The sequence below is a fragment of the Cloacibacterium normanense genome (assembly GCF_003860565.1).
In the GTDB taxonomy this organism is placed as follows: domain Bacteria; phylum Bacteroidota; class Bacteroidia; order Flavobacteriales; family Weeksellaceae; genus Cloacibacterium; species Cloacibacterium normanense.
The window spans coordinates 1,515,723-1,540,744 of sequence record NZ_CP034157.1 but is presented as its reverse complement, the minus strand read 5'-3'; the positions used below and the strand labels follow the sequence as shown (position 1 = coordinate 1,540,744).

Sequence of the window (25,022 nt, the reverse complement as noted above, 5' to 3'; positions counted from 1 at the left end):
TTAAACGCTTTCTACCGAAAGCGTTTATTTTCCGCTTTTCATTCGGTTGTCGAGTTTACATAACATTTGGCAGTTTTCGGCTGATGTTTTTCCTCCTTCGTGCCAAGGTGTAATGTGGTCGGCTTCCATTTCTGAAAGTTCAAAATGTTCTCCACATTTTATGCAAATTCCTTTTTGTCTTTCGTAGGATTCACGTTTTTGGTTGTCGGTAAATGCTCTGATATTCAAAAATTTTTCTTTGCGAGTTAAAACGTATTCATAAATTCCTGATTTTTTGGTTACATCTTCGTCTTGCATCAAAGTTGAGATTTCTTCTTCGAGTTTTTTGTGGTCGAAGTTTTGGTCTTTAAACTCGTTATAGAAAAATCCCCATTGCAAACCTTTCATTTCTTTACGATATTTTGGGAAAGTTACTTTTATCCAACTGATTACTGACTGGAAATATAACCAAATTTCGTTTGCGTTCGGGTCGTGTTGATGATTCGACATATAAACTTCTATGTTTCCTTTAGAAATCCAATTGATTGTTGTTTCTAAATAATCTTGTCGAATTGGTGAACCGTTTAAATAATTGCTTCCCAAACCATAAGCCGGACAACCATTTTTAGAAAAATATCTTTTTGCGTCAGAAACCCAACTTCCCGAATAAACTGCGTTTCGCAGTTCTTGGTCGGTTAGTTTTTCTCCTGCAATATTGATGGTTTTGAACCATTCTAATTTTTGGCTGTCTGTTCCCGAACACAAGTAAACCATTAGTTTGTAATCTAAAATTAGGTCTTGTTCGTCTTTTTGAAGATTGTGAAAAAACCTAAATAAATGAGCAAATTCTCCTGTTACAAATTGACAAATTGAGATGGTTCGTTGTTGTCCGTCAATGACTTCAAAATTTCCATCTTCACGAACAGCCCAATACATTACGTTCAATGGAAAGTTTTTTGTAACGGTATCAATTACAGCTTCACGTTGTTTGTCTTTGTAGATAAATTCACGTTGGTAGGGTGGACGTATGTCTAATTTTCCACCATATCCAACAACTCCGTTTTCCTCGTTATCTTGGTAGCTGTTTGTTAATTCTCTTATCGTTATTTCTTTGAGTTCTATTTTCATTTTTGCTTTCGTTGTATTAGAAATCGAGTGTAAAGCACTTTTAAATATCCGTCTGCATTATCTGCTGTGTAGTAAACTCCATCGGGTTTAGTTTTGTACAGAATAGTTGAACTTGTATTTACTTTACTTCCGTTTGTGATAGTTCCGTTTTCGTTATGTTGTTTTGGATTGATATATCTTTTTGTTGGTCTTGCCTCAAATTCATCTCTTCCCGAAGTCATTCCTACAATCTCGAATTGGTCAGGATTGTATTTGTCTAAAAAAGTAATCGGAACTCCCATAACTCCGTTATAATCGAGTGGAATTTCATTTGTTTTACTCACTTCGATTGCATCGTAATTGTCGTATTTCGGATATTCTTCTTCGTTGTACGATTTGTACAAAATTAAATCTTCGTGTCGTTTAGAAATTTCAAGATTGGTAAACCAATGAACTCCCGAAACTCTAATCATTCCTTCTTTTCTGTCAGTTGCAGTTGCGTAATCTTCGTAATGTTGATTGATAAAATGACCTGCACCACCTTTAAAACCATTACCTAACCAAATTTTATTGTCTTTTATAAGTCTGAAAATTTCTTTGTATTTCGTTGCATTTTGATGTCCGATGATTACAAACTTTTTATCGTGTTCAATAAGTTGAGCGACATATTCACGGAATAAAGAAAATGGCGGATTAGTAACAATAATATCGGCTTGCGTTAGCAAGTCGATACTTTCTTTACTTCTAAAATCTCCATCGCCTTGTAGTGGTTTTATTCCGATTTCTTCAATATCGGGAAGATTGTTTCCGTTTTTATCTCCGTTGTATTCAAGATAAATTGCACTTTCGGAATTATTTGTACTAAACAAATCTCGTTCTTGATTTTTGTAGCAAGTTGTAATAAGTTTTTTCAGTCCGTATTTCTCAAAGTTGAGTGCAAAGAATTGAAAGAAATTACTAATTCTTGGGTCGTCACAATTACAATAAACCACTTTGTCTTTAAAGTGATTTCTGTAATGTTTGAGTTCGTTTGATATGTCAGAAAGTTGAGTATAAAACTCATCTTTTTTATTGTTTTTTGCTTCGGTAAGTTTCCGATTTAATTTTGCCGCCATTTGTTTCCCGTTTCGGGCAACAAAGTCTAACGGACTTTTTAAGTTGGGAATGTTGATTTTAGCACTACCGTTCCGCTAGCCTTGCTGCTAACGGAAAAAGTATTTGCGAAGGGCGGGCTAAATTGGACGAAAAGTTCAATTTCGACCTGTCCGAAGCGAATGCTTTTTTTCGTGGAACTAAATTACAAAAAAAATGTGGAACGAAAAAGCAGGCGCGACTAAATGCAACTGGTAGTTCTATTATAACTTCAACCCCGCCTTTTGCAAATACTATGTTATGCGAGGTTGCGACTTTTCCATTCATTTTCAGATATCTGGAACAATTCCATTTCTTTGTTATTATATTGTATTTTTCTATTAAAATTCATTCCATTTTTCAGCGCGACATTTTTAGAATCTTTGTTTTCGGATATAATTATTGAAACTAATCTATCGCTAAAATTGTTTTCAAAAGCAAAATCCCTGCATTTTTTTGCGCTTTCAATTGCAAAACCTTGCATTCTATATTTTGGAAGAATTGAATATGCAACCTCGAGTTCAAATTCATTTTCAACTTCTCTAACTAAAAGTCCGCATTGTCCAATTAATTCGTTGTTTTCTTTTAAAATCAAAGCATTTTGTCCACCTAAATTATTTTCATATCGATTGAAAGTCCATTCAAACCATTTTTCGCAGTGGTGATATGGTGTCTTGTATTCGTCCATTCCAAGCATTTTGCTTGCATATTCGTCTTTAAATAATTCAAGCCAAGTTTCAAAATCAGCGTTTTCTAATTTTCTGAACTTTAATCTATCAGTTTCTACGTTTGTTAATAAATATTTCATTAAAATTTTGGTGAATTTTTTTTGACGGTGTTTTTATGCAATCTCGCATAACGGTTCGGCGGATTTGCGAAGTCCCGAGAAGGAAGTTTGCTTCCGTTCTTGGGATTTAGCAAATTCACAGATGTGCGAAGTTCGCGTAGCGACGAGCAACATCTGCGGATGTAATCCGCCGAACCGATGTGGCAAAAGGAGCGGAGCGGATTTTGCCACATCGTTTTGCCGCTTGCCGCAGTGGGGGATTTCGGAGCACTTCACTGTCAACCAAGCACAAATGCTGATAGAAGCACTGCACTTGATTTAACCACGTCAGCCCCCATTGCGGCAAACGGCTGTTAGCAGTAGTGGCTCTTGGTCGTCCGTCAATTATTTGGTCAATATTTGTCGCCATAATTTGCAAATGCTGTCAAAGTCAATGCCTGTGTTTGCAGGACTTGTGCTTGGTAAAGAAATATATTTTAAATCACTTTTTCTGTCGAAATACTTGTCAAAAAGAGCTTGGGATTTTGTCCCGTTGAAACCGATAACTTTTAAATTCTTATGTTTGGCGATAAAGTTGTCCAAGTCGTTTGGTTCTTCGTCTTCAATTGCACTGTCAAGGCTACCTTTTCTATTTGCTTTGTGTGCTACATCCCAAATTCCAATTTTAGTTTTGAGTAAAAGTGCTTTTTTGTCGGTGTAGGTTATTGGCAAATCATTGTCTGTAATTGTCGAAATGATTTTCCAAAATCTGTTTCTTGAATGTCCGTAATACTCGCCAAGTTCAAGTGATTTGTCACCCGGCATTGTTCCTAAAATCAAAATAGTCGTGTCCGCATTTGAAATTGGGTCGAATGATGTTTTTGTATGTGTCGAGACTGATTTAGAAACAGGAGCTTTGTCCACAACCTTTTTTGTCAATGGTTTTGGTGCAGGTGTTGTTGCTTTTGATGCTGTTCCTATTGGTGTCGCACCGCTCCAACTAATGTCAATTGTAGTCCCGTAGTCATTTACTCTAAAACTAATACTGTCTTTATGTGCAACGTCTGAACCGTTAAACTTGTATGACTTACGAAATGATTTTGTCTCGTGGTCAATGTTAACCACTAAAATGTCGCCCCGATAAACTGTCTTGGTGTCGATTTTATAACTCTTCGATTTTTCAAGTCTGGTCGAAGGTCTGATAGTTCTATTTCTAATTATTTCAGTCATTGTTGTTGTCCTGTTTGTTGTTGTGATGACGGTCGTCCTGCCATTACCGCTAACGGGAAACGTATTGCTGAAGTGCGGGCTTTTACACCTGAAATTTCTACTAAAAACTGCACGAAGCAAAAAATGTTTTCCGCTGACTAAATTAATAAAAAAATGGAGGCGGAAACATTTTTTGCGACTAAATTTCACAAAATTTTCAACGCAAGAGCCTTCAGTCCCGCATTTTAGCAATACGATGTTATGTGATGTGGCAATTTTCCATAATTTTTTATTCAGTTAGATTCAGTTTTCAGAAGTTTCATTCAGCAAAGTTTTTAAAATTCAGCGTCAGTTTTAAAACTCAAGCACGAATTTATTCACACAGTTAAAATTTCAGAACGCTAAAATTCAAAAATTTTTTCGGAAAGATTTTGCGTAGGATTTTCAGTCAGAATTTTTTCACCAGAGTGATTTTGACGCGTTAAATTGTTTTCACGCACATTTTCCGTTAGTGATATGGTGTCAGAAATCAGTTTTTTAAGTCAAGTCCGAATTTTATTCAGTCAGTCATGTTTGAAAATGAATTCAGACCTTGTTTTCACGCATTTTTGGTCTGGATTCAGTTTCTTTTTTATTCACTCAAAATCGTGGAGTTTATTTCGGAGCGTGATTTTTGATGCCATATCACATAACGGAAAAAGTATTTGCGAAGGGCGGGCTAAATTTAACTGAAAGTTCAATTTCGACCAAACGAAGCAAATTGCTTTTTCAGATTGTTAAATTACAAAAAAATACAATATGAAAAGCAAGTTGCGACTGAATGCATCGGGTTTTTCTATTATATATTCAACCCCGCCTTTTGCAAATACTATGTTGTAGGCAGTGCTATTTTAGTATCTTGTTTTCAGCACTATCTTTCCAAGGTCTTTTAATTCATCTTGTGTTGTGAAAAACACTTTACCTTTTTTAGAAATTACTTCCCAAGCTATGTTGCTAGTAATGTCGTCTATTGCATTAGGCGTTGTTGCATCGTCTATAATGTCAAAAGTTCTTTCGTCTTTTATTAAGACAGCTTGGGAAAAATCTTGGTGAACAATCAAAAGTTCGCCACGTCCGTCAATAGATGCTTGATAAATTTCTTGCAAATCCGTAAGTACTTTACCTTGTGCAACTGCTTCTTTCATTTCTAGAATGGCATTTGTTCTGCGTTGATGTTGCAAACCTTGAATGGTTTCCCACGATTGTTTTGCTATTTGGTGTGTAGCGGTGTTGTTATAATCAATAGCTGTGTAACCAAGATATACCGATGGTTTGTCTGCCACTTGTTGTAGTCTACTATAATTGTCTTCTGTGCAGATTACAACACAATTTAAGTCAGTTTCATTGTGAACTTTTACCAAAGCTTTATCTACTTTGTTTAAAAATTCTCGCACCAAATCGTCTAAATGTTTCGGGTCGCTTCCTTTGTCGGAATGTGTGTTATAATGACGGTTTTCTGAAAACGGAAAATCATCATTTCTAACTTCGGCAATAATTTCATCATTCAAAGCTTCGTACAATTGTACACCACTTTGAGAAAGCAACATTACTAAATAGCTTTCGCTTCTGTTGAATGATTTGATGATGGGACGAACCGCAAAGCTGTCAGAAATATGTACTCCTTCGTTGTTAGTTTTCCAGCTTGATTTTACAATTTCTTTTGTATCGTTTGATAGAAATAGGTGTAAACTATCTAAGTTATAATTTACGTCGATTTCTGCGGAAATGCTTTCTAATTTTTCTAAAAGTGAAGCTACTGGTCGTTTTCCAAATTCTGCAATTACTCTATCTTCTGCTTCTTTTAGAAGATTTTTTAAAAGTACTTCATCTTTTGCATTGTCTGGATGTGCACGATGTGTGTTTAAAGAAATGGTTACACAAGGTGTGTTTTTTTCGGTTGCTAATTTTTGTAGCTGTTCTTTTAATGCCATACTATTGTTTATTTTATTTGTTTTTGTTAAATGCTTTTGCGGTGTAATATCCAATGAAAAATACGATGGCTATGAGAATGACTAAGGGCATTTCAAAGCCAAATGCAATAAATTTTACCTTTACACTTTCAAGATTTTGACCAATGAAAATTAAAAGTACAATAAGTAAAACGATGTCAATGATTTGACGAGTTGAGACATTTTTCATTTGATTTATTTTTTAAGTTCAATAATCTGCACGTTATTTGTGCCATCGGTTGATTTCCATTTTTGGAATTTCTTTTTGTTGGTCATAATAATCCAAGTTTTAGAAAAATCAGAACCGTTACTTTCTATTGAAATATATTTTCCGTCGTTCCAAGTCCAGTTAAATGGTAGTTTATCGTCTCTTTGAATACCGAGAACGGAATAGTTTAGATTTTTTTCGCCACTTCCGTTTCCTTTAAATTGCATAGTTCCAATGTTGCTTAATGCCACGCCTTGTTGTCCTGGTGTTGTCGTTTCATAGCGTTGTACTGTCCAAGTTCCCACCATTCTGTGCGAACAAGAAGTTAATAAGGTTGTTGCAATAACAAATGCTGATAATTTTAATGTTTTTACTGTCATAACTTTGTTTATTTTAGATTCAAATATAGTTGTTTTTTATGGCTTGTATAATTGCTTCATTTTTTTGGCGTGTCGTGAGCGCATTGCCTACAACGGGAAACGCATTGGCGAAGTGGCGGATAAATTGGGCTAAAAGTTCAATTTAGCAGTGACGTAGACGATGTGTTTCCACAGAAGCTAAATTATTAAAAAAAGCTGAATGTGGAACACATTCGGCGGCTAAATATGCAGAAAGTTTCTATTTTGCACTTAACCCGCCATTTTGCCAATGCGATGTTATGCACAGTTTTTATTTTTTATTCTTTTTTGTACAAAATAGATTAAAGTCAATAAACTTATTAAGCCAAATAAAATTAATGGTAATTGTATTTTGTCTTTTTTTATTTTCTGATTTATGCAGTTAATATTAAGATATTCTTTTCCATCTTTAGTGATAGAAACTATGTTTTCAGTAGTTCTAATTCCCTTATTAGGGTCGATTTTGAATTCAATTTCTTGTCCAATAGTTATTTCTCTTTTGAAATTTTCAAAGTCAAAACATTCATAATATTCTGGTAATATTTTTAATAATCGGTTGTCATTTTGAAGCCTAATATTATAAGAAATACTCCATTTGTTTTTAGGTTTGAATCTTTCAATATGAATAATTTTTCCTTTTTCACTTTTGATTTCGGGCACATTGATATTCTGCTTAAATAGTGTAGAAACTAAAACAGTTAAAATTAAAATTACTCCAATTGAAATTCCGATAATTTGACTTATCCTTTGCATTAAAATAAAGTATGAAGTTTCTTACTCGCTTCTGTGGTAAAATTGTGCATAACGAGTGAGTATTTGCGAAGAGCGGGCAAAAATCTCCTAAATTTTCAACAATTACCGCAAAAAGCAAAAACTTTTTTCTTTTTTCAAACTTAGTTAATTTTTGGAAAACGAAAAAGATTTTTGCGACAAAAAAAGACTGAATTCTCAAATTATGAATTCAACCCCGCTTTTTGCAAATACATTGTTGGCTGCAGTAAAATTTTTTACGCAGAGTAGAGTAGGAATTTAGCGTTCCGGAAAGTCCAAACATTTAGCATTTTCTACGGATGCGACTTTTTCAAAGAAATGACTTTTGCATGAAGTTTAGCGCAAATTTTTAAATTTTCTTGATTATCAGAAACTTTTCCAATAAAAAGACTTTCTGCATGAAGTTTAGCACAAACATTTAAAACTTTCTTGATTATCTTTTAATTTTCAATCAAAAGACTTTAGGCGCAAAATTTTGCAGAAAATTGTCCAGTATTTTTCTAATTTTTTTTCAAAAATTTCAATTTTAAGCTTGCTTTTCATGAAATTATTTTTTCAGTAAAAACTTTGCAGAATTTTTCTCAGATTTCCAATTTTATGATTTAAAAAATTTTTAATGTATTGATTTTCAGAATAATTAGACTCTTAAAACGCAAACTTGGTTTTTATTGCAGCCAACGACTCGGCGGCTTTGCGAAGTTTTCACAGGAAGCTTTGCTTCCATGAGAAAATTTTGCAAAAGCGCATGATGTGCGAAGTCCGCGAAGCGGAGAGCACATCAGGCGGTGTGAGCCGCCGAGTCGATGTGGTCGGAAGTAGCGGAGCGGATTTCGACCACATCGGAAAAAGTATTTGCGAAGGGCGGGCTACTTTGAACAAAAAGTCGGAAGAAAAACCACCTTGAGCAAAATGTTTTTTCCACTGACTAAATTACAAAAAAACGGGAAGTGGAAAAATATTTTGCGGATGCTGCTAACTTATTTTCACAAAATATATTCAACCCCGCCTTTTGCAAATACACTGTTAGCTGACGTTTTTATTTTTTTGTGTAAAATTCATAGGTGGTTTTAGCAATATCAGCAATTATTTCCTCTCCTTTACTGAATTCTTCGGAAGTATTGTGGACGAATACAGCAATATAAATTTTTTGATTATTTGGAAGCTCCATAATTCCTACATTGTTTATCGCGCCTGTAATTCCTTCGTCATTTGTGAAAGAAGTTCCTGCTCTCTGCGCAATTTTAACATTTGGTAGTTTTCCTTTTAATCGTTTTACACCTGTTTCACTTTTAACCATAGATTGATATAGCCATTTAGTATTTTCAGAGTTTAATATTTTTCCTTCGGAAAATTTCTTCAAAAGTTGGGCAAATGAATTTGGTGTTGATTTATTTATAAATTGAGAATTCCAATCTCTGTGCATTTCATCTTCATTGTTTTTTATGACAAAATTTTCGTCATCAATAAATTTTTGTACTGTTTCAGTTCCGCCTAATAAGCGTAATAAAATATCAGTTAGATTATTATCACTGTAAACAATCATCCAATTAATTGCTTCTTCTAATGAAATTGAGATGTTTCCATCTGGGTGTTTTTCTTTAAATGGACTCCAAGTATTTTCTAGCAAATCTTCTTTTTTGATGAAGATTTGTTGTTGCATTGAAAGTTCTCTTTTTTCAACTTTGTGTAGGATTGTCAAAGCAATTGGAAATTTGAAAGTGCTTAATAAAGGATAATGTTTTTTACCATTAATTTCAACGATATTATTATTTTCGTCAATGATGGAGACACCAAAGTCACCATTTTCGGTTGAGATGATTTTTTCAATTTTATTTTTTAGTTCGTTTTCATTGTTTTTCGTAGCACAAGAGTTGATAATTAGAAAAATAACTAAAATTGAAATCAGTTTTGGTAAGTTCATTTTGATACGTTTGGTTTATAAAATGTCAGCTAACGGTTTGGCGCTTGGCGCAGTGGCGGATTTCGGAGCTCAAAACTGTCAATACACCACAAAAGTTGATGCGAGGTAGAATGTTCAATTAACCACTTAACCCGCCATTGAGCCAAACGCCTGTTATAGCCAGTGCTTCCTGTTATTTTCTGTTTATCCGTAAAGTTCTTCAAGTTCTAGTTTTTTAATTCTTGATGTTATTGCACCCCTTGTCCGACCGAAATGTTTAGCCATATCTTTTACATTTACTCCTTCACAATACATTACTGTTAGTTCGTTGTCAAGTTCAGGTGTCCACGGTTTGTATGCGTCCTTATGTTTGGTTCTCACTTCTTCAACCGAATAAGCTTTTTCTGTTTTGCTTTCTGCCTTGTCGGTTTTTTGTTTCAATTCTTCTTTTCTTTGCTGTTCCTTTTCTTCTTCACTCACAACTTTCATAACGTGAATTTGTGATGATTTTGGAAATTCAGAAGGCATTAAAGGTTCGGGAATATGAATACTATTTTTTGTCCGAGTGACAGCAACATAAAGCAAATTGATTTCTTCATTTAGTTTTGTGGCGTTGATTTCTTCGGCTTTCTTATCTTCTTTCAATTTCTGTAATTTTTCTTCAGAAATAAAGTCATTTACAAGTTGAATGGCATCATACTCCATTCCTTTGCAACGATGAACTGTCGAGAAAATCATTTCTGCCTTTTCTTTGTCATCATTGTCAACGTGTTTTTCTTTAATGGCTTTTATGATGTCAGGAATTTTATTTCCATACTCTTTAACTATTTCAACCATCATTGCAAGCTGAACATCTTCTGTCTTTTCAATATAATCTTCTAACTCGTCAAGGTCTTTCATAGCCTTGATTAGTTTGTCCTTAATTAAGTGATGCTTTTCGTTGTAAAGATTTAGAACATCATAAAGGGAAGCACCTTCGTCTGCGTATGTATATGAGTTGATGTTACCTTCAAAGTAAATCTGTTTTACCTTTTTCTTTTCAGTTACATATTCTATTGCTTTTAGTAAAAGACCGAGATTGGTTCTTGCAAGAACAGCTTTGGTTTTAATTTCTTTGCTGTTGCCTTTTCCTGTGATAGGAATGGTTTGGTGTTCGTCAAGGTGCTTTTTGAATTTTAAAACTTCCATTGCAAGATTTGCAATGTCTTGACTAAATCGAAAGCTTGTCGAAAGATGATAGGTTTTAAAGTCGGCTTTTTCTAACGAGTTTACCGCAAATCGCCACCCGTAAATTTGTTGGTGTGTGTCGCCAACGATTACTTTGGTCGCTTTTTGATTAAAGAACACATCAAGCATTGCAGGAGATGCGTCTTGTCCTTCGTCAAAAAGTATGTAATCGTAGTCAAGTTTTGGGTTTGAAAGTTGGAATTTTTTAAGGTAGAAGTCGTGGGTGATTTCGATTTCTCCTTTGTCCATTTTGCATAATAAAAGTCGTGATTGAGAAACGATATAGTCGTAAAATGATGAAACAAAAGTTTTTGCTTTTGGGTCTGTTACTGTGTCAAGATAATTTAAGTCTTGAACTTTTTGCTTGGCGCTGTTGCAGAAATAGGCAATGAACTTGTTAATGTGATTGGCAATGACATATTCCGTATGCTTTTCTCCGTTGCCTTGCAGATTTAGAAGTTCGGCAATTTCATTTGTCTTGTAACCTTGTGGTCTTACTTTGTATCCATTTTTAAATACAATGTGTCGATAAGCCAAAGAATGTGCTGTCTCAACTTTCACATTATTAAGTCCTTTGTCGGCAAATTTTTTGGCTGCTTCAAGCTTTACGGATTTGTTGAAAGCTAAATAAAGAATTTTACTTGTCGATGGTCTTGTCTTGGCGTATTCAATTACGGTCGTAGTTTTCCCAGACCCGGCAACAGCATTTATTTTGATGTTTCCAGTCGAGTTGATGATATCATATTGTTCTTTCGTTAACTCCATTTTCTGTAACTGTCATTCTGTGTCGGGTCGTCTTTTAGCATTGGCTATAACGGTTTGGGTATTGCCGAAGGCGGGGATTTTTTTGCACAGAACTTCAATAGAAATACCGCAGTTCAAATATTACAGAAAAGTTGATTAGAATTCCTTCAGCCCCGCTTTTGGCAATACCTTGTTAGTGGCAGTGCATTTGATTTAAAGCGTTATAGGCATTATATCCCATTCGCTATTTAACAAACGGTGGATATAACAACGGTCGGCTTGTTTTATCAATTCTTCTTTCTGCTCTTCGGAAAGATTACCTTCAATAATCATTTTAATTTGAATAGTGGTTTTTAGCCCTCCTTCCCCTCTTGCTACTTCTTGCACTAGTTCGGCTGTTACATTCTCTATCTCCCAGTTGTTTTTGCGAGCAATAAAACGGACAGTTCCGACTTTGCACATTGCCAAACCGCTTAAAACAAGTTCTGAGGGTGCTAAACCTAAATCTGTTCCTTTACTTGTGATAGGTTCGTCACCAATAATGGTGTGCTTACCATTAGTGATAATACTTTGGAAGCCTTCTTCAATGTTTTTAATTTTAATTACTGTTGCCATTTTTATATAAATTTAGATTCTAAAAGTTTAATTTTATCAAATATAATAGGAGGATAATATGAATGTGCATCTGCACAAATAGTGCATTTTCCAGTTTTAATATTAATATCGTCATCAAGGTCTTGATAAGGAAAAATATTGAATAATAATTCGTGTTGCAAAAGATTTCTATAAAATAAAATATGTTGTGATTTTGAAGAAATAGTATCAATGCGATTGAATAATTCTTCTGCACTTTTCAAAATACTTAATAATTCTCTTACTCCATCATACATAAGTACATCATCTGTATTATGAATATCTACTTTCATTTGTTCCAAATCATTTAAGAAACATTTTATGGCTCTTTTTCCATACAACAGTTGTTTTCCATTTGCATCAGAAAACTCATAACTGAAATTTTTTATTGTTTCTTGAAAGAAAGAATAAAAAGTCCGTATTTGTTCTGTTTTGTGTTGTTGTTCTTCCTTTATATTGTCTTTTTCTATTTGATTTTGCACTATGCCATTTGCTGAAAGTTGAGCTTTTAACGCTAAATATAGAAGTATAGAGCCAATGAGTTGAGAAATAGGATTTGTTATACCGCCAATCGCATCGCCAACAACGCCAAAATTACCAATGCCTGTTTTATTGAGCAATGGAAGTAGTAATGGAAATAAAAATGTTAATAAAATACCAAAAAGCAAGAGCCATTTTGCATTTTTATCAAGACTATTTTTCATTCTTTATTTTTTAAATTGCTTCATTAAAAATTTATGTCTTCGTCCATTATTTCTTTAGTTTATCCTGATAAAGAGATTTTAATTTTGCTAATTTTGGATTTATTACTGCCATACAATAACCAGTTTCGCTATTGCGATTGTAATAGTCTTGGTGATTGGCTTCTGCCTTATGGAAATGTTCAAACATTTTCACTTCTGTTACTATCATATCATCGTAGGCAGATTGAACATCTTCAATGACCTTTAATGCTTGCATTTTTTCATCGTCTGTTCTGTAAAAAATAATGCTACGATATTGTGTTCCTCTATCAGCACCTTGTTTATTTATAGTCGTAGGATTGTGAGTAGTTAAATGGATTTTCACTAAATCTTCAAAGCTAATTTCAGAAGGTAAATAAGTAATTTCAATTACTTCAGCGTGACCAGTAGTTCCAGAACAGACTTCTCTATATGTAGGATTTATAATTTCACCACCACTATAACCACTCTCTACATTTACAACTCCTTTTAATTGCTGAAACATAGCTTCTGTGCACCAAAAACAACCACCACCAAATGTAACTTTTTTCTCATCAGATTTTACTTTTTTCAGAGCAACAGCATTTATGCAAAATCTCAATCCACTTGGCATAGGACCATCTTGAAACACGTGACCTAAATGAGCATCACAAGTGCTACAAGTTGTCTCTATTCGATACATACCAAACGTAACATCTTTGATATAATTGATTGTATTCTCTTTTATCGGCTGTGTAAAACTAGGCCACCCAGTTCCACTTTGAAATTTTTCTTCGCTGTCAAAAAGTACAGTGTTACAACAAACACAGGCATATTTGCCGGGTTCAAACAAATTGCACATTTCGGAGCTATGAGCTCTTTCTGTTCCTTTTTTACGAGTTACGTAAAATTGTTCTTCGGTAAGAAGTGATTTCCATTCCTCTTCCGATTTTTCTATTCTTTGGTCTGGGTTAAGATTGCCATTATTGGCTAATCTTATTACATCTATCCATTTTTGCATATAAAATTTATTTAATTGTTTGTAAAAATTCAATTGCTTTTTCGGTATTCAAATGAAAATCATTGAATACTACTTTTCCTTCTTGGTTTATAAAAATAAACCAAGGAGTTCCTCCTGTTCTATAATGATACATTACTGTTGAAATATTTTGCGTGCTTTCATCTCCTTCATCTTGTCCAAAAGGAATTTCCAACTTATACTGCTTTTGTGTTTCTTTTAGCTTTTCAAAAGTATTTTGATTTTTACCTTCAAACACTGATTGAATAGCAAAGAATTTAATAGCTTGGTTGTTTTTTAATGCAGTGACCATTTGTTGTAACGAAGGCAAGCCTATTTTATGACAGCCAGGACACCAACTTTGAAAACAATACAAAACAATAAACTTTCCTTTAAAATTAGATAATTGTATAGGTTCAGTATCTTTTCCATTTGCATCAATCCATTTAAATTTTTCCAGTTCTGGGGCATCAAATCCCTCTATACCATATTTTTTATTATTCATTTACCATTTTTATTTATAAGTAATTTAAACACAGATTTCGCAAATCTAACATATTCATTTGCTTTTAAGTCAAATACTACCCATTTGTAAATGTTTCCATATGGACACAATGGAGCATTTGTTTCGCTTCCACTACGTAATTCGTATCTATTTGGATCTATATCATATTCTACTTTTCTTATCCTTTTCAATTCAGGTTTCATTGTTCCTTGTTTTGGCTTGGCATTGCCACTAACGTTAAACGGCTTGGTTTTCGGCGGTGATTAGAAGCGGAAACAGAGTATAAACACAAAAATTAAATTAAACAACAAATAGTACTACTGATAACATTCGACACCGCTGAAACCAAACCGATGTTAGCAGAAGTAGTTTTCAATATAAAATTCAAAAAAAATGGAACAAAAAGATTTAAAGAAAATAACATTGGAAACTCCAATTTACCACCCTTTTTTAGGAAAAGGATTTCCTACAAAAATTGAAGAAACGAAAATAACTGTGAAATTTTCGGAAGGCGTGCAAGCAACCTTCGGAATAAGTGGTTCTGTAGCTGACGACCACTTTATTAAACATATTTTTTTTACTCCAGTTAAAATAGTTAGCGAAGGTTTGTAACTATTTCTGCTAACGTTTCGGGGCTTGGCGTCAGTGGCGGAAATTGAAGCGAAAAGTTTCAATTTAGCGACACAGTAAGCAAAAGCCAATTAATTGATTAAATTTAAGAAAAAAGTCAATTCAATTGGCTTTTGCGGAATAGAAAGCCGAAACTTTCAATTTTATCCTTAACCCGCCATTGCGCCAAACCCTTGTTAGCTGTAGCCCGAATATTTTAGCTTTGTTATTCAGTTTCGTAACTTACTTTTTGAGCTCCGTTTGTTTTGTTTAAATTCATACGTTCAATTAAAAAAGATACATCACTTAAAAATTGACTTCTAAAATAATTTTCTTTTAAATTAAATCCATAATTTATTTTTTCATAGAAATTTGGGTTCTGTTCTATTTTATTTTTCAAATTTTCGAGAACTTTTTGAACATCGTCAATTTTCAACTCTTTTTCAAAAACTTTTGGATTCCAATAATCAAGTAAAGACAAATCAATATTTAGAATACGCTCAATTTGATAAATTAGGCGGTGTTCATCTTCAATCTCACTCCAATGCTCACCAACGATTATATAGTTAAGACCATTTCTGTCATCAAAGTTATATTTTGATTTTAGCTCAACTAATTCACTAATTACTTCTTTTTTGTCAAAAATAAATCGGATTTCCATTTTATATTATTTTATAACGGTCGGTCAAAACGGGTTACAGCTAACGGTTACGTATATGAAACGTTTGGCACTTCGAAGCACTTTCCTGTCAAGTTACAAGCACTTTTGACACGGGTTGAAATGCTCGATAACGCACTGACTGCCAAATGTTTTATATACGATGTTGTGCGTTCGGCTTTTATTTTTTTCATCTTCTTATTGTAAATTGGAGCAAAGTTACTAATTTTGCAGTCAATTATTCACCTGTAAGAAGTCATAATGAATAAAAATAGATTGCCTGTAAGATATACGGGTCAGCACTTTACAATTGACAAAGTGCTAATTGAAGATGCAATTAAACAATCAAGAATTAATCAAAACGATACGGTCTTAGATATTGGTGCAGGAAAAGGATTTCTAACTGTACATCTACTACAAAAAGCAAAATTAGTCATTGCGATTGAGAATGATTTTGAGTTAATAACGCATCTAAAACACAAATTTAAACAAACTCAAAACATTCAAGTTTTTGGATGTGATTTCAGAAATTATAAAATTCCTAATTTTTCGTTTAAGGTTGTTTCTAACATACCATTTGGTATAACATCAGAAATTTTAAAAATATTGATGTTTGAAAATATGGAAAGTTTTCAGGGCGGTTCAATTTTCCTGCAATTAGAACCTGCTAAAAAGTTATTTGCAGACAAAATCTTTAATCCTTACACTATCCTATATCATACATTTTATAGTTTGAAGATAGTTTACGAAATAAATCCTAATAGTTTTATACCTCCTCCAACTGTTAAGTCTGCTTTTCTTAAAATTGAACGAAAATCTTTACATATTGATTTTAATCAGAAAGTCAAATATTTAAATTTTCTATCCTTTCTGTTACAAAAACCTAATTTACCTGTCAGAACGGCTTTAAAATTAATATTCAGAAAAAGTCAGGTTAATGAGATTTCCGAAAAATTTGGGATTAATTTGAACTTAAAAATCGTGAATCTATCTCCAAGTCAATGGGAAGATTGTTTTTTTGAAATGCTGAAAGTTGTTCCTGAAAAGTTCCACCCTTCATAATCAATTCTTTTATATTAAGGTGGTATTTCCATTATCGGGGTCTTGTCTTTTAAGCTGACGCACAACACCCAAATATACGAAAGTTTTGCGAAAGTGCAAATTTTTTGATAAATTTTGCCTGCATGCTATATATTCAGTGTTTTTTGCGTAAATTTTGTTTCGTATTTCGTATAGAGATGGTTAGAATTTATTGCGCTCTATTTTTATAATCTACACAAAATGCGCAATTTAAAATATAACTAAACGGTTGTATAGTTATTTGTCTTGTCCTGAAATAGCTATACACAAAAATAGAGTATATGCAATCAAAAGAAGAGAGATTTTTAGCTCGCGAGAGTAAACAGAGTCATTACGACAAACGATTAAAAAAACAAATTGTTCAAGAGGTAGAATCAGGATTACCGAGAAAGGAGGCGATTCGGCTCTATAATTTAGGCCAATCCACCTTAGATAGTTGGATGCGAGATTTTGGTTCGCCTAACTACCTAGAAAATTTGAAACGTCGAACGTACACAGGACTAGAAAAACGTACAATAGTTACAGCGATAGAACAAGGTCTATTAACGATACAAGAAGCCAAGATAGCCTATAACATAAAGACAGACAAAGTAATTCGTAATTGGATAACACAGTACAAATCAGAAAAAGTCGAACTTTGTATTGGAAATAGTTCTATAATGGGAAATAAAACCACACCTAGGAAAGAACCAGAAAAAGAGTCTTTGGAGAAAGCATTAAAAGAAGCGGAGCTTAAAATTAAAGCCCTCAATACGCTTATTGATGTAGCCGAAGAACAGCTCAAAATAGATATTAGAAAAAAGTCTGGTGCCAAGCAGTCATAACAATGAAAGAATTCTATCCTAAATTGGGAATAGGGTTCTTGTGTAGATTGTTTGGCAAAACAAGACATGCCTATTACGATGGGCTTTGGCGAAAAGAAAACAGTCTGATAAAAGAAGACATAATCCTTCAAGAAGTTCGTACTATTCGTCGGGATCTGCCACAAGTAGGGACCCGTAAACTACACTATATGCTTCAAAATCAACTAAAATCTCATGCCATCAGTTTTGGCAGAGACTATTTATTTGATTTATTGGCAGCGCATCAATTGTTGATTAGAAAACGGAAACGTAAAGTCATAACAACAGATTCAAGACATTGGATGCGAAAATACAGTAATCTCATCAAAGGAATGGTCATAAATCGGCCAGAACAAGTATGGGTAAGTGATATTACCTATATCCGATTAACCCATCAATGGGGCTATTTGAGTTTAATTACCGATGCCTATTCTCGAAAAATTATGGGCTACAGTTTTCGTCAAGACCTATCGGCAGAAGGATGTATTGATGCTTTGAAAATGGCACTTCATAATCGATTGTATCATCATCCTCTCATACATCATTCCGATAGAGGTTCGCAATACTGTTCCCAGAATTATGTAGATTTATTATTAAAAAATAATATTGCCATCAGTATGACAGAAAATGGTAATCCTTATGAAAACGCATTAGCAGAAAGAGTAAATGGCATTATAAAGAAAGAATTTAATCTTTATACAAGCGCATTAGGTTTTGAACAAACGAAGAGACAGGTGAATGCAAGCATTTTGTCATATAACCAACTCAGGCCTCATGCAAGTTGTGATTATTTAACCCCTCATCAAGCCCATCTAAAATCTGAACAATTAAAGAAAAGATGGAAAAAATACAATAAAAAATTTAATGATAAAAAAACAATGGTATAGTAAATTTAGGATTAAGAATTATATTTGTATAACTAAAATAGGATTTATTAAATAACCTGTATAGTTATTTTAGGACGACACAATTTTAGGACGACACAGACACAAACCCTACCCAAAGCAATGTCAAAGGAAAGTCAAAGGAAAGTCAAAGGAAAGGGTAGTTAATGTCTGCTTGCATTTTACTTGCAGGACAAAGGCAAGATACTTGCTTCTTATTATACCAGAACTTTATATGGCGTTTTGAAGAAAACAAATAAGGGTTTGAGTTGAATCAAGTGGCAGTCAAACTCGAGTTTTGTTCGCAAAAAGTACCCTTTTTCCGAAGCTGATTCGAACTTGATTCGAACTTGATTCGAACAAATGTCTCAAAAAAGACAAAAAAAGGTAGAAAAACCATAAACAGACAATGCGGAAAAAATGGTGTAAAACTTCTATTGTAAGAACTCTAAATTTTATAACTAAAAAACTTATTTTATTTTTTGTGACAGAAGAAGTCGTAAAGCATGAGATGAATTAAAAATCTGTTAAACTAAATTTCCGTAAATTTGAAAAATCATTTATCAATCATCATTTATCTATACAAATGAGCACCAATAAACTCAAAATTATCAACGACCCAGTTCATGGTTTTATAAAAATTCCTTACGAAATTTTGTATGATGTGTTAGAGCATCGTTATTTTCAGAGATTGCGCAGAATTTCTCAAACAGGATTGTTGAGTTTAGTTTTTCCGGGAGCTACTCATACCAGATTTCATCATGCTTTAGGTGCAATGCATCTCATGTTTACAGCGCTAGAAACTTTGAAACTGAAAAATGTAAAAATTTCAGACGAAGAAGAAAAAGCGGCGCTTCTCGCTATTTTATTGCACGATGTAGGTCATGGTCCGTATTCTCACGCTTTAGAAAGTCTTTTGATGGAAGATTGGCATCACGAGAAACTCTCGATTTTATTGATGAAAAAATTGAATGATGAGTTTAATGGTGAGTTAGATTTGGCGATAGAAATGTTTCAAGGAAAATACCATCGTAAATTCTTTAACCAATTGATTACTTCGCAGTTAGATGTAGATAGATTAGATTATTTGAAGCGAGACAGTTTCTTTACGGGAGTTTCAGAAGGAAGTGTGAACACGCAGAGAATTATTTCGATGATGAATGTAAAAGATGATGAACTTCTGATTGATGAAAAAGGGGTTTATTCTATTGAAAATTTCCTCACGGCAAGAATGTTTATGTATTGGCAGGTTTACTATCATAAAACTTCGGCTTTGGCAGAACATCTTTTAGTCAAAATCTTGAGCAGAGCAAAACAGCTCATTTCTGAAGGAAAACAAGTGGAAGCTTACGGAAATTTAAAATATTTCTTGTACAAAACTGATTTCGAAAAAGCGACAGAAGAAGATGTGAATCGTTTTACACAACTGGATGATACAGATGTACTGAGCGCAATAAAAACTTGGCAAAATGCGGATGATTTTGTGTTGAGTTATTTCTGTAAAGCGGTGGTTCAGAGAAAATTCCCAAAAACGGTATTTTCTTCTCAAAAATTTGAAGAATCAGAAATTTTAGAAAAAATAGAACGAGCCAATCAGAAATTTGGCATCGAAAACGGGGATCAGTTGGTGGAACAAATCAGCAGAACTTTGCTACCTTATGATAATCAAAAACAACCGATTTTTTTGCTCAAAAGAGACGGAAGAAAGATAAAGTTGGAAGACGCAGAAACTCAAATTCTATCAGCGCATATCAACCAACCAACCACCAAAAACATTCTGTTTTTCCCTAGAGAAATTTAAGTTTTCAAAAAACTAAAAATTGTATGAGTGTAATAAGATTTTCGTATCTTTGCACGATATGGAATTTACTGCAGCTCAAATTGCAAGTTTTATCAATGGAAAAATCTTGGGAGACGAAAATGCCTCAATTACAGGTGTTTCGCCCATAGAGAATGCGCAAAATGGTCAACTCTCTTTTGTTTCTCAAGAAAAATTTGCAGAATTTATTTCACTTTCAGAAGCCTCTGTTATCATTGTTTCTGGAAAATTTGTTAAAGAAGAAAACTATAAACCTACACTTATTGTAGTAGAAGACGCTTATTTGGCTTTTCAGGTTTTAATGAATCTCTATCAACAGATGAGAGAAGAAAAAAAATCAGGAATTGAACAACCTTCTACCATTGCAGACAGCGCTACAATAGGCGAGAATGTCTACGTGGGTGCACATTCTTATATCTCAGATAAATCAAAAATCGGTAACGGAACACAGATTTTCCCTCAAGTTTACATCGGAAAAAATGTAAAAATTGGCGAAAACTCTATTATTTATAGCGGTGCTAGAATTTATGATTACTGTGTGATTGGTGATAATTGCATCATTCATTCTAATACAGTGGTAGGAAGTGATGGTTTCGGTTTTCAACCAACGAAAGATGGCTATCAAAAAATCCCACAATTAGGGAATGTAGTTATAGAAAATAATGTAGAAATTGGTTCTAATTGCAGTATAGACAGAGGAACTATCGGTTCTACTGTTATTGGTGAAGGAACCAAAATAGATAATCTGATTCAGATTGCTCATAACGTGAAAATTGGTAAAAATAACGTTATCGCAGCACAAGCTGGTATTGCTGGTTCTACCGTTATAGGAGATTGGAATATGATTGGCGGACAAACTGGTGTTGCTGGTCATCTCAAAATAGGTAACCAGATTAGAGTACAAGCTCAGAGCGGAATAAATAGAGATGTACAAGACGGCGAAACACTCTTCGGAACCCCTGCTTTCAATGCTGGTGATTACAGAAGAAGCTATGTACTTTTCAGAAAATTCCCTGAAATTGTTGAACGAATAAATAATCTAGAAAAAAACTCAAAAGAAAATACTAATGAGTGAAAAACAGAAGACTTTAGGTAAAGAAGTATCACTTTCTGGGATTGGACTTCACACAGGAAGACAAGTAAACCTTACCATGAAACCTGCTAAAGAAAATACAGGTTTTGTATTTGTAAGAACAGACTTAGAAGGTAATCCTCAAGTAGAAGCAGATGTAAATTATGTAACGACTACAGAAAGAGGGACTACGTTAGAAAAATTAGGAGTTAAAATCCATACTTGTGAGCATTTATTGGCTGCTTTAGTAGGAATGGATATTGATAATGCTATCTTAGAAATGAACAGTGCAGAAGCACCAATTATGGATGGTTCTTCTAAATTTTTCGTAGAAGCAATAGAAGAAGCTGGAGTGGTAGAACAAGACCAAAACAGAGAATATTTAGTCATCAAAGAAGTGATGAACTATGTAGACCCTAATACAGGCTCAGAAATTACCATTATTCCTTCTGAAAACTACGAAATTACTACAATGGTAGATTTCGGGACTAAAATATTAGGAACTCAGAATGCTTCTCTTAAAAATATTACAGATTTTAAAGATGAAATTTCTTCAGCGAGAACTTTCAGTTTCTTGCACGAACTAGAAATGCTTTTAGACAGTGGTCTTATTAAAGGAGGCGATATTTCTAACGCTATTGTTTATGTAGACAAAGAATTAACTCCTGAAACCGCTGAAAAACTCAAAAAAGCTTTCGGTAAAGAAGAAGTTACCATCAGACCAAATGGTGTTTTAGATAATCTTACCCTTAATTATCCTAATGAAGCCGCGCGTCATAAATTGCTAGATGTAATCGGCGATTTAGCATTAACAGGTGTAAAAATTAAAGGAAAAGTAATTGCTACTAAACCTGGACATTTCGTGAATACACAATTTGCGAAAAAACTAAACAGACAGTGGAAATTACAAAAAAAGAAAAACGTGCCAGATTTTGATTTAAAAGCAGAACCTGTTTTTGATATTAACGGGATTATGCGTCTTTTACCACATAGACCACCATTTTTATTGATTGATAAGATTTTAGAATTGTCAGAATCTCATGTGGTAGGTCTTAAAAATGTTTCGATGAATGAACCTTTCTTTGTAGGTCATTTCCCTAAAGAACCAGTGATGCCTGGTGTTTTACAAATCGAAGCGATGGCTCAAGCTGGAGGTATTTTAGTCTTGGCAAATGTTCCAGACCCAGAAAATTATTCCACTTATTTTGTAAAAATAGATAAGGTAAAGTTCAAGAAAAAAGTAATTCCTGGAGATACCCTTATTTTTAAAATAGAACTAATAGAACCTATAAGAAGAGGCATTGTTCATATGCAAGGTTACGGTTACGTAGGAGATAGCGTAGTAGTAGAAGCAGAATTGATGGCTCAAGTTGCTAAAACCAAATTAGACTCATGATTCATCAATTAGCCGCTGTAGACAGACGTGCCAAAATTGGCAAAGATGTTACCATAGAACCTTTTACCACCATTGCTGCAGACGTAGAAATAGGAGAAGGAACTTGGATTGGTCCCAATGTTACCATTATGGATGGTGCAAGAATTGGTAAAAACTGTAGAATTTTTCCCGGAACGGTAATTTCTGCAATTCCACAAGATTTGAAATTTGATGGTGAACAAACATTGACCATTATTGGAGACAATACTACCATCAGAGAATGTGTAACCGTTAACAGAGGAACCAAAGCATTAGGCTATACCAAAGTAGGGAATGATTGCCTTATTATGGCTACTTCTCACATCGCTCACGACTGTGTTCTAGGAAATCATGTCATCATTGTAAACGGTTGCGGAATAGCAGGACACGTAGAAATAGGAGATTTCACTGTAATGGGAGGTCTTTCTGCGGTGCACCAGTTTGGTAAAATCGGCAAACATGTGATGATTTCTGGAGGAACACTCGTAAGAAAAGATATTCCACCTTATGTAAAAGTAGCGAGAGAACCTATGTCTTATGCAGGAATTAATTCTGTGGGATTAAGAAGAAGAGGTTTCAGTAATGATAGAATTTTTGAAATTCAAAAAATCTACAAATATCTTTTTCAATCTAAAATGAATGTTTCTCAAGCAACAAGATTCATCGAAAACGAAATGCCACCTACGGAAGAAAGAGATGAGATTTTAGAATTTATCAAAAATTCACCTCGTGGAATTGTAAAAGGATACGGAACAGGAAAAGAATAAAAACATATTTTAAAAAATAATAAATATTAATGGCAACAAGTAATGATATTAAAAAAGGTCTTTGTATAGAATTCAGCAATGACATTTATAAAGTAATCGAATTTTTACACGTAAAACCAGGAAAAGGTCCTGCTTTCGTAAGAACTAAACTTAAATCTGTAACCAATGGAAAAGTAATTGATAATACTTTTTCTGCAGGTCATAAAATAGACGAAGTAAAAGTAATTACTCGTAAATTTCAATATTTATATGATGATGAGAATGGTTTCCATTTCATGAATAATGAAGATTTCTCTCAAATGTATTTGAACAAAGAAATGATTGAAAACGCTCAATTCATGAAAGCTGGTGAAGAAGTAACCATCATTATGAAAGAAGCAGATGAAACTCCACTTTCTGCTGAAATTCCACCAACTGTTTACCTAGAAGTAATAGAAGCAGATCCAGGTGTAAAAGGAAACACTGCAACGAATGCACTTAAAAACGCCATCGTAGAAACGGGCGCTAGAGTTTTGGTTCCACTTTTCATTGAAGCTGGTGACAAAATTAAAGTAAACACAGAAGACGGTTCTTACCTAGAAAGAGTAAAATAATTTGAGAAATGGGAAACGAGTTGCGAGTTTTTCTCGTATCTCGTATCTCGTATCTCGTATCTCTATAAAATATGACTTTCAAATCTCCACAAACCCTTAAAACCATTGCCGAACTCATCGGTGCGAAATATGTAGGCGACGAAAATTTTCAAATTTTTGGAACCAATGAAATTCATCGCGTAAAAAAAGGAGAAATAGTCTTTGTCAATCATCCTAAATATTATGACAAAGCGCTTCATTCCGAAGCGACCATTATTTTGATAGACAAAGAAGTAGCTTGTCCAGAAGGAAAAGCACTTTTGGTTTCTGATGATCCTTTCAGAGACTTTAATAAAATCAACGACCATTTTACAGGTATTCAGACTTTTGAAACCACGGGAAACAATGTTTCTATTGGCGAAAATTGTAAAATTCACCCTTCTGTAATCATCGGAAATGATGTGAAAATAGGGGATAATTGTATGATTTTCCCGAATGTAGTTATAGGTGACAGAACAGTCATTGGCAATAATTGTATCATTCAGGCAGGAACCGTTTTAGGAGGTGATGCGTTCTATTACAACAAAAATGCCGAAGGTTACAGAAAAATGCTTTCCGTAGGAAATGTGATTTTAGAAGATGAGGTAGAAATCGGGGTAAACTGTTGTATAGACCGTGGTGTTACAGATTCTACGATTATCAAAAAAGGCTCAAAACTTGATAATTTAATCCAAATAGGTCACGATACTGTACTTGGCGAAAGAACTTTAGTAGCTTCTGGAGCAATGATTGCAGGCTGTTGTATCATAGAAGATGATGTACAAGTTTGGGGACAAGTTGGTATGGCTTCTGGCAAAAGAGTAGGAAAAGGAGCGGTACTTTTAGGTAAAACTGGAGTGAACAGAGACTTAGAAGGAGGCAAAACTTATTTCGGTAGCTTAGCTGAAGAATTTAGAGAGTATCTAAAAAAAGAAGTCAAATTAAAAAATTTATAGGTCTTTACTTTGTGTGAAATCATAA

26 protein-coding genes are annotated in these 25,022 nt (G+C 33.9%); 10 read left to right on the top strand and 16 right to left on the bottom strand.

Annotated features, from left to right (window positions below):
* Positions 1-24: 24 nt before the first annotated feature.
* The 15 genes from EB819_RS07080 to EB819_RS07005 form a co-directional block, all read right to left on the bottom strand.
* Positions 25-1,107 carry an HNH endonuclease family protein gene (locus EB819_RS07080; protein ID WP_069796945.1) on the bottom strand — a complete coding sequence of 361 codons (1,083 nt, stop codon included), beginning with the start codon at positions 1,105-1,107 and terminating at the stop codon, positions 25-27.
* Positions 1,104-2,201, bottom strand: coding sequence for an adenine-specific methyltransferase EcoRI family protein (locus EB819_RS07075; RefSeq protein WP_074650889.1), 1,098 nt, complete (start codon positions 2,199-2,201; stop codon positions 1,104-1,106). Before EB819_RS07075 ends, EB819_RS07080 begins: the two co-directional genes overlap by 4 nt.
* 275 nt (positions 2,202-2,476) lie before the next feature.
* Positions 2,477-3,025: a GNAT family N-acetyltransferase gene (locus EB819_RS07070; protein WP_069796943.1), complete on the bottom strand. Its 549-nt coding sequence runs from the start codon at positions 3,023-3,025 to the stop codon at positions 2,477-2,479.
* A gap of 363 nt (positions 3,026-3,388) precedes the next feature.
* Positions 3,389-4,213, bottom strand: a complete 825-nt coding sequence (locus tag EB819_RS07060; protein WP_083250125.1) for a DNA-deoxyinosine glycosylase — start codon at positions 4,211-4,213, stop codon at positions 3,389-3,391.
* Between the two features lie 869 nt (positions 4,214-5,082).
* Complete coding sequence (locus tag EB819_RS07055) at positions 5,083-6,162, bottom strand: baeRF3 domain-containing protein (RefSeq protein ID WP_069798690.1); 1,080 nt, start codon at positions 6,160-6,162, stop codon at positions 5,083-5,085.
* A 13-nt stretch (positions 6,163-6,175) separates the two neighbouring features.
* Positions 6,176-6,370 (bottom strand): LapA family protein, encoded by a 195-nt coding sequence (locus tag EB819_RS07050; protein WP_069798687.1) that lies wholly within the window; start codon positions 6,368-6,370, stop codon positions 6,176-6,178.
* A gap of 5 nt (positions 6,371-6,375) precedes the next feature.
* Positions 6,376-6,768: a hypothetical protein gene (locus EB819_RS07045; protein ID WP_069798685.1), complete on the bottom strand. Its 393-nt coding sequence runs from the start codon at positions 6,766-6,768 to the stop codon at positions 6,376-6,378.
* Between the two features lie 276 nt (positions 6,769-7,044).
* Positions 7,045-7,539, bottom strand: coding sequence for a hypothetical protein (locus tag EB819_RS07040; protein ID WP_069801002.1), 495 nt, complete (start codon positions 7,537-7,539; stop codon positions 7,045-7,047).
* Between the two features lie 1,054 nt (positions 7,540-8,593).
* On the bottom strand, positions 8,594-9,478 hold the full coding sequence (gene bla, locus EB819_RS07035; protein ID WP_069797531.1) for a class A beta-lactamase: 885 nt from the start codon (positions 9,476-9,478) through the stop codon (positions 8,594-8,596).
* Between the two features lie 183 nt (positions 9,479-9,661).
* The gene (locus EB819_RS07030; RefSeq protein WP_069797532.1) at positions 9,662-11,449 is read right to left on the bottom strand and encodes a UvrD-helicase domain-containing protein; all 1,788 of its coding nucleotides are present in this window, start codon (positions 11,447-11,449) and stop codon (positions 9,662-9,664) included.
* 192 nt (positions 11,450-11,641) lie between these two features.
* The gene (locus tag EB819_RS07025) at positions 11,642-12,043 is read right to left on the bottom strand and encodes an OsmC family protein (protein ID WP_028123739.1); all 402 of its coding nucleotides are present in this window, start codon (positions 12,041-12,043) and stop codon (positions 11,642-11,644) included.
* Positions 12,044-12,045: 2 nt separating this feature from the next.
* Entirely contained in the window at positions 12,046-12,765 is a 720-nt protein-coding gene (locus tag EB819_RS07020) for a hypothetical protein (protein ID WP_069797534.1), read from the bottom strand.
* Between the two features lie 46 nt (positions 12,766-12,811).
* On the bottom strand, positions 12,812-13,783 hold the full coding sequence (gene msrA / locus EB819_RS12955) for a peptide-methionine (S)-S-oxide reductase MsrA (RefSeq protein ID WP_069797541.1): 972 nt from the start codon (positions 13,781-13,783) through the stop codon (positions 12,812-12,814).
* A gap of 7 nt (positions 13,784-13,790) precedes the next feature.
* Entirely contained in the window at positions 13,791-14,285 is a 495-nt protein-coding gene (locus EB819_RS07010) for a peroxiredoxin family protein (protein ID WP_028123737.1), read from the bottom strand.
* Positions 14,282-14,488, bottom strand: coding sequence for a hypothetical protein (locus tag EB819_RS07005; RefSeq protein WP_069797536.1), 207 nt, complete (start codon positions 14,486-14,488; stop codon positions 14,282-14,284). Before EB819_RS07005 ends, EB819_RS07010 begins: the two co-directional genes overlap by 4 nt.
* A gap of 190 nt (positions 14,489-14,678) precedes the next feature.
* Here EB819_RS07005 and EB819_RS07000 point away from each other — a divergent pair, with 190 nt between their 5' ends.
* Entirely contained in the window at positions 14,679-14,897 is a 219-nt protein-coding gene (locus tag EB819_RS07000; protein ID WP_069797538.1) for a hypothetical protein, read from the top strand.
* 223 nt (positions 14,898-15,120) lie between these two features.
* Here the strand turns inward: EB819_RS07000 and EB819_RS06995 are convergent, their stop codons facing one another.
* Positions 15,121-15,555 (bottom strand): hypothetical protein, encoded by a 435-nt coding sequence (locus EB819_RS06995; RefSeq protein ID WP_069801000.1) that lies wholly within the window; start codon positions 15,553-15,555, stop codon positions 15,121-15,123.
* Between the two features lie 258 nt (positions 15,556-15,813).
* Here EB819_RS06995 and erm point away from each other — a divergent pair, with 258 nt between their 5' ends.
* The 9 genes from erm (at position 15,814) to EB819_RS06950 (ending at position 24,997) form a co-directional block, all read left to right on the top strand.
* Positions 15,814-16,614 (top strand): 23S ribosomal RNA methyltransferase Erm, encoded by an 801-nt coding sequence (gene erm / locus EB819_RS06990; RefSeq protein ID WP_069797988.1) that lies wholly within the window; start codon positions 15,814-15,816, stop codon positions 16,612-16,614.
* 299 nt (positions 16,615-16,913) lie between these two features.
* On the top strand, positions 16,914-17,456 hold the full coding sequence (locus EB819_RS06985) for a helix-turn-helix domain-containing protein (protein WP_083250170.1): 543 nt from the start codon (positions 16,914-16,916) through the stop codon (positions 17,454-17,456).
* Between the two features lie 2 nt (positions 17,457-17,458).
* Positions 17,459-18,361 (top strand): IS3 family transposase, encoded by a 903-nt coding sequence (locus EB819_RS06980; RefSeq protein ID WP_069798746.1) that lies wholly within the window; start codon positions 17,459-17,461, stop codon positions 18,359-18,361.
* Between the two features lie 583 nt (positions 18,362-18,944).
* Positions 18,945-20,159: an HD domain-containing protein gene (locus EB819_RS06975; RefSeq protein WP_069798092.1), complete on the top strand. Its 1,215-nt coding sequence runs from the start codon at positions 18,945-18,947 to the stop codon at positions 20,157-20,159.
* A 58-nt stretch (positions 20,160-20,217) separates the two neighbouring features.
* On the top strand, positions 20,218-21,252 hold the full coding sequence (lpxD, locus tag EB819_RS06970; protein WP_069798090.1) for a UDP-3-O-(3-hydroxymyristoyl)glucosamine N-acyltransferase: 1,035 nt from the start codon (positions 20,218-20,220) through the stop codon (positions 21,250-21,252).
* Entirely contained in the window at positions 21,245-22,645 is a 1,401-nt protein-coding gene (locus EB819_RS06965; RefSeq protein WP_069798088.1) for a bifunctional UDP-3-O-[3-hydroxymyristoyl] N-acetylglucosamine deacetylase/3-hydroxyacyl-ACP dehydratase, read from the top strand. The genes lpxD and EB819_RS06965 overlap by 8 nt, the downstream gene beginning before the upstream one ends.
* Positions 22,642-23,430 (top strand): acyl-ACP--UDP-N-acetylglucosamine O-acyltransferase, encoded by a 789-nt coding sequence (gene lpxA, locus EB819_RS06960; protein ID WP_069798086.1) that lies wholly within the window; start codon positions 22,642-22,644, stop codon positions 23,428-23,430. The genes EB819_RS06965 and lpxA overlap by 4 nt, the downstream gene beginning before the upstream one ends.
* Positions 23,431-23,459: 29 nt before the next feature.
* Complete coding sequence (gene efp / locus EB819_RS06955; protein WP_069798084.1) at positions 23,460-24,023, top strand: elongation factor P; 564 nt, start codon at positions 23,460-23,462, stop codon at positions 24,021-24,023.
* A gap of 71 nt (positions 24,024-24,094) precedes the next feature.
* Complete coding sequence (locus tag EB819_RS06950) at positions 24,095-24,997, top strand: UDP-3-O-(3-hydroxymyristoyl)glucosamine N-acyltransferase (protein WP_069798082.1); 903 nt, start codon at positions 24,095-24,097, stop codon at positions 24,995-24,997.
* The last annotated feature ends 25 nt before the right edge of the window (positions 24,998-25,022 follow it).

What these genes read in the sequence shown, in the direction of transcription:
- EB819_RS07040 (WP_069801002.1), bottom strand. Translation starts at nt 7,539, where the DNA reads ATGCAAAGGATAAGTCAAATTATCGGAATTTCAATTGGAGTAATTTTA.
- efp (WP_069798084.1), top strand. Translation starts at nt 23,460, where the DNA reads ATGGCAACAAGTAATGATATTAAAAAAGGTCTTTGTATAGAATTCAGC.
- EB819_RS06980 (WP_069798746.1), top strand. Translation starts at nt 17,459, where the DNA reads ATGAAAGAATTCTATCCTAAATTGGGAATAGGGTTCTTGTGTAGATTG.
- EB819_RS06995 (WP_069801000.1), bottom strand. Translation starts at nt 15,555, where the DNA reads ATGGAAATCCGATTTATTTTTGACAAAAAAGAAGTAATTAGTGAATTA.
- EB819_RS06975 (WP_069798092.1), top strand. Translation starts at nt 18,945, where the DNA reads ATGAGCACCAATAAACTCAAAATTATCAACGACCCAGTTCATGGTTTT.
- EB819_RS07055 (WP_069798690.1), bottom strand. Translation starts at nt 6,162, where the DNA reads ATGGCATTAAAAGAACAGCTACAAAAATTAGCAACCGAAAAAAACACA.
- EB819_RS07005 (WP_069797536.1), bottom strand. Translation starts at nt 14,488, where the DNA reads ATGAAACCTGAATTGAAAAGGATAAGAAAAGTAGAATATGATATAGAT.
- EB819_RS07060 (WP_083250125.1), bottom strand. Translation starts at nt 4,213, where the DNA reads ATGACTGAAATAATTAGAAATAGAACTATCAGACCTTCGACCAGACTT.
- EB819_RS06985 (WP_083250170.1), top strand. Translation starts at nt 16,914, where the DNA reads ATGCAATCAAAAGAAGAGAGATTTTTAGCTCGCGAGAGTAAACAGAGT.
- lpxA (WP_069798086.1), top strand. Translation starts at nt 22,642, where the DNA reads ATGATTCATCAATTAGCCGCTGTAGACAGACGTGCCAAAATTGGCAAA.
- EB819_RS07025 (WP_028123739.1), bottom strand. Translation starts at nt 12,043, where the DNA reads ATGGCAACAGTAATTAAAATTAAAAACATTGAAGAAGGCTTCCAAAGT.
- bla (WP_069797531.1), bottom strand. Translation starts at nt 9,478, where the DNA reads ATGAACTTACCAAAACTGATTTCAATTTTAGTTATTTTTCTAATTATC.
- lpxD (WP_069798090.1), top strand. Translation starts at nt 20,218, where the DNA reads ATGGAATTTACTGCAGCTCAAATTGCAAGTTTTATCAATGGAAAAATC.
- EB819_RS07045 (WP_069798685.1), bottom strand. Translation starts at nt 6,768, where the DNA reads ATGACAGTAAAAACATTAAAATTATCAGCATTTGTTATTGCAACAACC.
- EB819_RS06950 (WP_069798082.1), top strand. Translation starts at nt 24,095, where the DNA reads ATGACTTTCAAATCTCCACAAACCCTTAAAACCATTGCCGAACTCATC.
- EB819_RS07075 (WP_074650889.1), bottom strand. Translation starts at nt 2,201, where the DNA reads ATGGCGGCAAAATTAAATCGGAAACTTACCGAAGCAAAAAACAATAAA.
- EB819_RS07080 (WP_069796945.1), bottom strand. Translation starts at nt 1,107, where the DNA reads ATGAAAATAGAACTCAAAGAAATAACGATAAGAGAATTAACAAACAGC.
- EB819_RS07030 (WP_069797532.1), bottom strand. Translation starts at nt 11,449, where the DNA reads ATGGAGTTAACGAAAGAACAATATGATATCATCAACTCGACTGGAAAC.
- EB819_RS07000 (WP_069797538.1), top strand. Translation starts at nt 14,679, where the DNA reads ATGGAACAAAAAGATTTAAAGAAAATAACATTGGAAACTCCAATTTAC.
- EB819_RS07020 (WP_069797534.1), bottom strand. Translation starts at nt 12,765, where the DNA reads ATGAAAAATAGTCTTGATAAAAATGCAAAATGGCTCTTGCTTTTTGGT.
- EB819_RS07050 (WP_069798687.1), bottom strand. Translation starts at nt 6,370, where the DNA reads ATGAAAAATGTCTCAACTCGTCAAATCATTGACATCGTTTTACTTATT.
- erm (WP_069797988.1), top strand. Translation starts at nt 15,814, where the DNA reads ATGAATAAAAATAGATTGCCTGTAAGATATACGGGTCAGCACTTTACA.
- EB819_RS06965 (WP_069798088.1), top strand. Translation starts at nt 21,245, where the DNA reads ATGAGTGAAAAACAGAAGACTTTAGGTAAAGAAGTATCACTTTCTGGG.
- EB819_RS07070 (WP_069796943.1), bottom strand. Translation starts at nt 3,025, where the DNA reads ATGAAATATTTATTAACAAACGTAGAAACTGATAGATTAAAGTTCAGA.
- msrA (WP_069797541.1), bottom strand. Translation starts at nt 13,783, where the DNA reads ATGCAAAAATGGATAGATGTAATAAGATTAGCCAATAATGGCAATCTT.
- EB819_RS07010 (WP_028123737.1), bottom strand. Translation starts at nt 14,285, where the DNA reads ATGAATAATAAAAAATATGGTATAGAGGGATTTGATGCCCCAGAACTG.